Source organism: Variovorax sp. CF313 (assembly GCF_000282635.1).
GTDB lineage: Bacteria > Pseudomonadota > Gammaproteobacteria > Burkholderiales > Burkholderiaceae_C > Variovorax.
The window spans coordinates 1-6,656 of sequence record NZ_AKIW01000095.1 but is presented as its reverse complement, the minus strand read 5'-3'; the positions used below and the strand labels follow the sequence as shown (position 1 = coordinate 6,656).

Here is a 6,656-nt window from a genome sequence, read left to right as displayed (position 1 = left end):
CCCTTCCCTTCCCTTCCCTTCCCTTCCCTTCCCTTCCCTTCCCTTCCCTTCCTTTCCTTTCCTTTCCCTTCCCTTCCAATCCTACGGCGCGCGAGTTATTGGAGGGAGGAGTGCACAGAACGCATCTTCTATGTCCTCCTTCGCAGGACGATTACCATGCGACGCAATGGTTACGGATTCGATTTTATTTTTCCCCGTCGTCAAGCTCATCATTTTTGCGTCGCCTTGAGTCGTATACGCAATAATGCCATCAAGGCCGTCGTGGTGATGAAAATCAATATCCCTATAATTCCTCAATGCGAAGTTCAATCGTTTTTTTTGAGCGCTGTTTTTTCTCAAAAAAACACCCTCAACCAAATCATTATCAATCAATGGAGGGCGCTTCTTCATATACAGTAAAGAATCCCCCATTTTCCACTGTCCATCGCAGTTAACTGCCTTACTCGTCGCGTAATCAGCAATCACCCCATCGATCCTCCTTTTATCGGGAGAATGATCAAGATTTACCCATACGACATAAGGGCCACCAGCATATCCTGCAAAAGCAAAGGAAGTAGATTTAAAAAGCAAGGCAAAAAATGTCGTCGCCTTCCATAGCAATCGCTGCAGTGATGACCGCCAAAAATAAGCCATGTCAAGTGAGTGTTGGGGTTTCTTTATTCGCATTAGATTTTCCAGCTTCGATTCCCATTATTTTATTTATTTCGACCGCCTTCATCTCTTCCAGTCCAGGATCAGAAATATCCTTCTTAGCCTGCTCATAATATGCAATTGGCACGAAGTACCTCAAATGATTAGGGTCACCTTTATGCACGACCTTCTTCCCATCTTTATTTTTTGTTGTACGCGCAGCAACAGGCGCGATATTGAAGTACGAAAAATTTATTTGCTGATCTTGATTCCCGCCAAGCAATATCAACCCATTGGAGCCGTTTTTTGCATATACAAATCCCACATGATGCCCGTGATCAGATTTTGATGTAACCATTGCAATGGCGCCATATATTGGCTTGTCCAGCTCAACAAACAAGGGATTTCGGATCATGCGCGCTGTTTTTTCTGACTTCTCTTTGGGACCGTCTACTTCATAAAAACTGTGCGCACGTGCCTTCGCAGCTTTGTGATTGGGAAAACCGATATTGTCGATCGGATATTTTGCCTGCAACAGACACCAATTGACAAAGGCAGCGCACCACGCATTGCTGTTCCCGTTCAGAGATTTCAAGCCATCGTTGATTTCGACGTGATAATTTATTTTGTCTTGCAGAGTAGATTCGGTTTCACCAGCTCTAAGCTTCGCCTCCACAATCGCAATAGGCATCCACGGCGCTCGCCCAGGCCACGGATTGATCAGTGCCAAGACCTTTCCCGTTCCCTCCTTGGATCGTTCCGAATCCGAGGGTTGCGTGCTTGACGGAATAGGCGCTGCTGGCGGAGCAGCACGAGGTCGGGCTTTCGGAATTGATGGCGTGCTTGCTGATGCAGCTTTTGGTGCGATGGAAATTGAAGCCGACTGTGCTGCGCCAGGCTCCTTGCCCCTCCCACCAATCAGCAGCACTTCGCCAGGATAGATCCGGTCGCTGCTCAGCTCGTTGGCATCCTTGATTGCGGCAACACTGGTGCGATACAGCTTCGCGATCTTTCCCAGGCTGTCTCCGGGCTGCACCACGTAGCTCATCGGTTTCTTCTGGCCGGGCGTCGAACTGTTGATCTTCTCCGAGCCCGCAACACCTTTCCATTTTCTGAACTTCGCCAGAAGATTGAAGTCCTGACCGGTGTCGCCTTGAATCGTCCCGACCTTCACGGGCTCCTTGGTCTTCGGGTCTGTGACCTTGACGTGCACATCGGCCTTGTCCGAAGGATGGATCACCAACGGGAAGCGGCCTGTGGCATCGGATTTGACCTTTTCCTCCCTGCTTCCTCTTTGCAGGATGATTTCCGTGTCGGGCAAGGGCTGGCTGCCATTGGTGGCGTTGATCGTGCTCACGACCACCCATGTTTCCTTGCGGGTTTCAGGCTTGGCGTGGTAGCCCTCGATTTCCGAGATGCTGTCCACTATCTTTTCGAGCTCGGCGTCGGTGCATTCGCTGAGCTTCCGGTCGGCCGGAATGCCGCTCGTGCGGAGCAGGTCGTTTGCGTATTTTTCCGTGTTGTTTTCCCCCTTGGGGGCATAGACAGGAATGGCTTCGGGGATGGTTCGATCGCCGTGCAAGCGTTTCAGGTTTGCCTTCAGCTCTGTCCGCCCGGAATCCTCATCGGGAAAGATCAGGAAGGTTCTGCCGGATTTGGTCGTGGCAAACCCGACATAGCCTTTGGCCTTCCTGGGGGCGGGCGCGCCACCTACCATTCGAGCCGTCAAGTCGCCGGGGTTGTTGATTCGCCATGGCAGTGTTCCACCGGAGCGCAGCAAATGGCGGCCATCCTCACAGATGAACTCTGCGACTTCGATGTTGGGGTGATAGGTAGCGGATATCAGCTTTGACATGTCATATCCAAGAACTCAGGCCAGTCCATTCAGATGGGCTTCCACCGCCGATTCAGAAAGAAAATGGTTGAGGCCAGAACCGACGCCTGATTGGGCGTACTTTGAGTTTTCGATGGTGTCCAAGCCGTCGTCCACGCCATCGCTCTCGACGGCCTCCTGGCTTTCTATTTCGGCGGTATTGGGATCGCTCTGCCGCGTGCGAATCGTGGGAACTGGGTTCCAGTCCCACGTCTCTTCACCCACGATCAGCGTCGCCTCGTCGGGCGTCTCGAAGGTGATTCTTGGAAGTCGTCCGTCGTCCGGAATGATCCCTTCGGCCGTGATGGCTTGCCGCTCGTCAAGGATTTTGTAAGGCAGCCCTGCCATTTCCACATGCTTGAAGACTTCGTCGCTGCCAAGAGGGGCGAAGCGAACGCTGTATTTGTCGTCGTGACCGACGCCTTGCATCCGCAGAAGTTTTTCCATACTCATAGGCCCCGCAAAGCTGTGGACCCCCGCATGCTCGCGCCAAAGCCCGCGGGTGCCATGCACGATCCCCGAGGCGTTCCACCTGGTAAAGCTGCTGCCCCCGTTGATCAGGATCTCTTCCTTGGCGGTGATGCTGATCTTTTCGGCCTCCAGCTTGATGTCGAGCTTCGCCAGGAGGTTGATGCTGTTTTGCAGGGCGACGATGTCGATGCCGGCGGTCGCCGCAGTCAGGCGGATGGACTTGTAGGCGAACAGGCGCACGGCTTCCTTCACGCTGGCCAGGAAGCTCTTGCCCGCGCTGATGCTGGTGTGGCCGCCGCTGCTCAATGCGTTGTGGGTGATGCTGGCGATGTGCGTGGCGCCTGCCGCCGTGCTCTGGATGCCCGCCGCACTGGCGATCACCAGATGGGGTTCGTCGAGCTCCGGAAACCGGCCATCCTGCCTGTCGCCACCCCTGCCCTTGATGGCGTCGTTCTGTTCCTTCAGCGCTTGGGTGACGGCGTCCTGATCGCCCGCCCCGTGCGCCTTGGCCTGTTGGGCGGTCTGGCTCTGGCGTTCATGCAGATCGCGCGCGGCCGTCAGGCGCGCGACCGTTTCGCCCAGATCGGTGATGTGGCCCTGCGCATGGGGCCGTGTCTCGGTGGTGAGCAGCAGGCCCCTGGCTGCGCGCACCGCGGCGTGGCCATCGGTGCGCAGTTCGGCGCCCTGGCCTCGGTCGTCTTTGCGGCCTGCCGTGTCGTCGATGCGGCCGATGTGGCCCAGGCTCAGGCTGCTGCTGAGGTGATCGCTCTTGAGCTGGGCCTGGATTTTTCCGGGATGGTCGTCCAGCGCCAGATGATTGCCGCGCGTCCCGCCAGAACTGCCTTCTGGGCTCAGTTCGCGGCTGCGAATGCCCGAGAGGTTCTTCTGATCGGGCAGGTGCCACGCGGGCATGTTCTCGGCATTGAACACACGCCCTGTGATGATGGGGTAGTCCGGATCGCCGCTCAGGAAATCGACGATGACTTCCTGGCCGATGCGCGGCAAGGCCGCGGTGCCGAAGGTCGCGCCGGCCCAAGACATGGCCACGCGCACCCAGCAACTGGAGTTCTCGTTACGCTGACCCAGACGATCCCAGTAGAACTGGATTTTGACGCGGCCGTACCGATCGGCCCATATTTCTTCGTTCTCCGGGCCGACCACGATGGCCGTCTGCGGGCCACGTGTGCGCGGCCTGGGCGTGGTGCGCGGCGGTCGCCATGCGTAAGTCACGGGCTGCGCCTTGAAGGCGAAACGCTGAACGGAGCCTTCGGAGGCGTCGGCACCTTCGCTGGCTTGAAGATTTTCCTGCAGCTCGTACTCGACGCCGGTCAGAAGGTATTTCTGATTCTGGTCTTCCCTCGGGTGGCTGGCGAGCTGGAAGGTGTGGCCCGGCGCCAGATCGCGCCTGTTGGAATGCCCGCTCGCAGCACTGCGCTCGCTCAACTGTTCTTCAGTACGGATGCGCGCGTAGGCTTCGCCGTCGTTGTGCTGCTTGTAGCCACCAGGCCATTCGTACAGTTCGAAGGAGTCATGGGCATGGCCTGGGGGCATTTGACGTTGGTTGGAAAGGTCCGCCCTGGGCTTGAGGGGGTCGTAGTCGTTGGTGAAATGAAACCCCGGGCGGATTGCTTCGCCGGACTGCCATTCATAGATGCGCTCGCTCGGACTTGAGCCACCTCCGGTCATGCCCGCTTTCTCCAGCGGGTGGAAGCGCACGGTATCGCCTCCGGGCAACGGATCGTGGGAGATGGCGATGTCGTCCGCGAACATCAGCACGTGCCGCTCTGCTTCGTGCCTGAAGTAGTAGTAGATGCCTTCCAATTCGCACAGGCGCGAGATGTACGAAAAATCGCTTTCGTGATACTGCACGCAGTAGTCCCACGACCGGTATTCGCGGCTGAGCCTCTTCTCGATGGGGTAGCCGTAGCTGTCGAGCACTTCGGTGAGGATGTCGGGGACGGTTTTGCCCTGGAAGACCCGGAAGTCGCTCCGACGTGTTGCCAGCCACAGCCATGGACGCAGCTTCATCTCGTAGAAGGACTGGCGCGCGTCTTCTTCGATCAGGCCGAAGCAGGTGACGATGCCGCCGAGATAACGCAGGTCGCCGCGCTCGGTTTCCATCGCCACGGTGGCCGTCTTGCCGAGCAGGGCTTTCGGGTCGATGGCGTTGCTGTGGCCCAGCAAGTCGACGTCGAATTCGAAGAGCTGGTGCAGCGCTTCGCGCCCGGCCAGGCGATGGAACTGCAACGCGTCGCCCAAGGGCGAGCGGAGGGTGACGCGCCTTTTCACGGGCGCGGGCGAGCACGCGCACTCGCACGATCGAAGATGAACATGAGACTCCCTGATTGGCCGCCCTCAGGGTCTGGGGGGCCGTTTTGTTGGATTATGTAACCCGCTCTGGCCACCCCGAAAGCAACCCAAAGTAGCCATCGCGTGCGCACGTGCGCAATTCGTGAAGCAATGCACGTTGCGGAGCCGCCGCAGCCCGAGAAGAGGCCCTTCGCGAACCACGAAAACCCTGCGGCTCCGCTTCCGGCACACTGCACCCCGGTGCAGTGCCCGACGAGGCCTCAAGTCTGCAACCCGATTCGCCCCCATACAGAGACAACCCCATGATCCGCAAACTCATCCGCTCGCTGGCCCTCGCGCTGGCACTTCCCCTGGCCTTTGCCACGGCTGCACAGGCGCAGTCCTACCCCGCCAAGCCCATCCGCATGATCGTGCCCTTCCCGCCCGGAGGCGGCACCGACATCCTGGCGCGCCTCGTGGCCCAGAAGCTCACTGAGGCGAACCACTGGACCGTGGTGCCTGACAACCGCGCAGGTGCCGGCGGCACCATCGGCATTGCCGAGGCCGCGCGCGCCGCGCCCACGGGCTACGACATCGTGATGGGCCAGAAGGACAACATGGTCGTCGCGCCCTGGCTCTACAAGAACCTGAGCTACAACCCGGTGAAGGACCTGACCGCCGTAGCCCACGTGGCCTACACGCCGGTGGTGATCGTCACGCAGGCCAACTCGAAGTTCAAGACGCTGAACGACGTGGTCACGGCTGCGCGCGCCGCGCCCGACACGATCACCTACGGCTCGCCAGGCAACGGCACCACCATCCACCTGGCCGGCGAGATCTTCAACAGCGCCGCCAAGATCAAGATGCGCCACGTGCCCTACAAGGGCTCCAACGCGGCCATGATGGACGTGCTCGCGGGCAACGTCGACCTGATGGTGTCGTCCGTGCCCTCGGCGCTGGCGCAGATCAAGGCGGGCAAGCTGCGTCCGCTGGCCGTGACCTCTGCCAAGCGCAGCACCTCGCTGCCCGACACGCCCACCGTGTCCGAGCTGGGCTACAAGGACTTCGACGTGAGCACCTGGTACGGCGTCTTCGTGCCGGCCGGCACGCCCAAGGACGTCGTCGCCACGCTGAATGCGGCGATCAACAAACTGCTGGCCACGCCCGAAATGAAGGCGGCCATCATTGCCCAGGGCGCTGAGCCGCAAAGCATGACGCCGGAGCAGTTCGGCGCGCTGCTGAAGACCGACTACGAGAAGTGGAAGGGGATCGTGCAAGCCTCGGGCGCGACGATCGAGTAGCCCTTCTTGCCCCTTCCCCCTTTGGGGGAAGGTTGGGATGGGGGCTGACGGCGCCGAACATGCCATGAGCGATGGATGCGCCGCTTGCCCCC

4 protein-coding genes are annotated in these 6,656 nt (G+C 59.1%); 1 reads left to right on the top strand and 3 read right to left on the bottom strand.

The annotated features are described in order from the left end of the window. Nucleotides 1-81: 81 nt before the first annotated feature. From PMI12_RS28950 to PMI12_RS22660, 3 genes are read right to left on the bottom strand one after another with little or no spacing between them, the layout of a single operon-like run. Entirely contained in the window at nt 82-633 is a 552-nt protein-coding gene (locus PMI12_RS28950) for a hypothetical protein (RefSeq protein ID WP_157632271.1), read from the bottom strand. A 1-nt stretch (nt 634) separates the two neighbouring features. Continuing rightward, nucleotides 635-2,485 (bottom strand): LysM peptidoglycan-binding domain-containing protein, encoded by a 1,851-nt coding sequence (locus tag PMI12_RS28365; protein WP_007837101.1) that lies wholly within the window; start codon nt 2,483-2,485, stop codon nt 635-637. Nucleotides 2,486-2,500: 15 nt separating this feature from the next. Then, entirely contained in the window at nt 2,501-5,263 is a 2,763-nt protein-coding gene (locus PMI12_RS22660; RefSeq protein ID WP_042674046.1) for a type VI secretion system Vgr family protein, read from the bottom strand. 323 nt (nt 5,264-5,586) lie between these two features. Here PMI12_RS22660 and PMI12_RS22655 point away from each other — a divergent pair, with 323 nt between their 5' ends. Beyond that, entirely contained in the window at nt 5,587-6,564 is a 978-nt protein-coding gene (locus PMI12_RS22655) for a Bug family tripartite tricarboxylate transporter substrate binding protein (protein ID WP_007837099.1), read from the top strand. Nucleotides 6,565-6,656 lie beyond the last annotated feature (92 nt).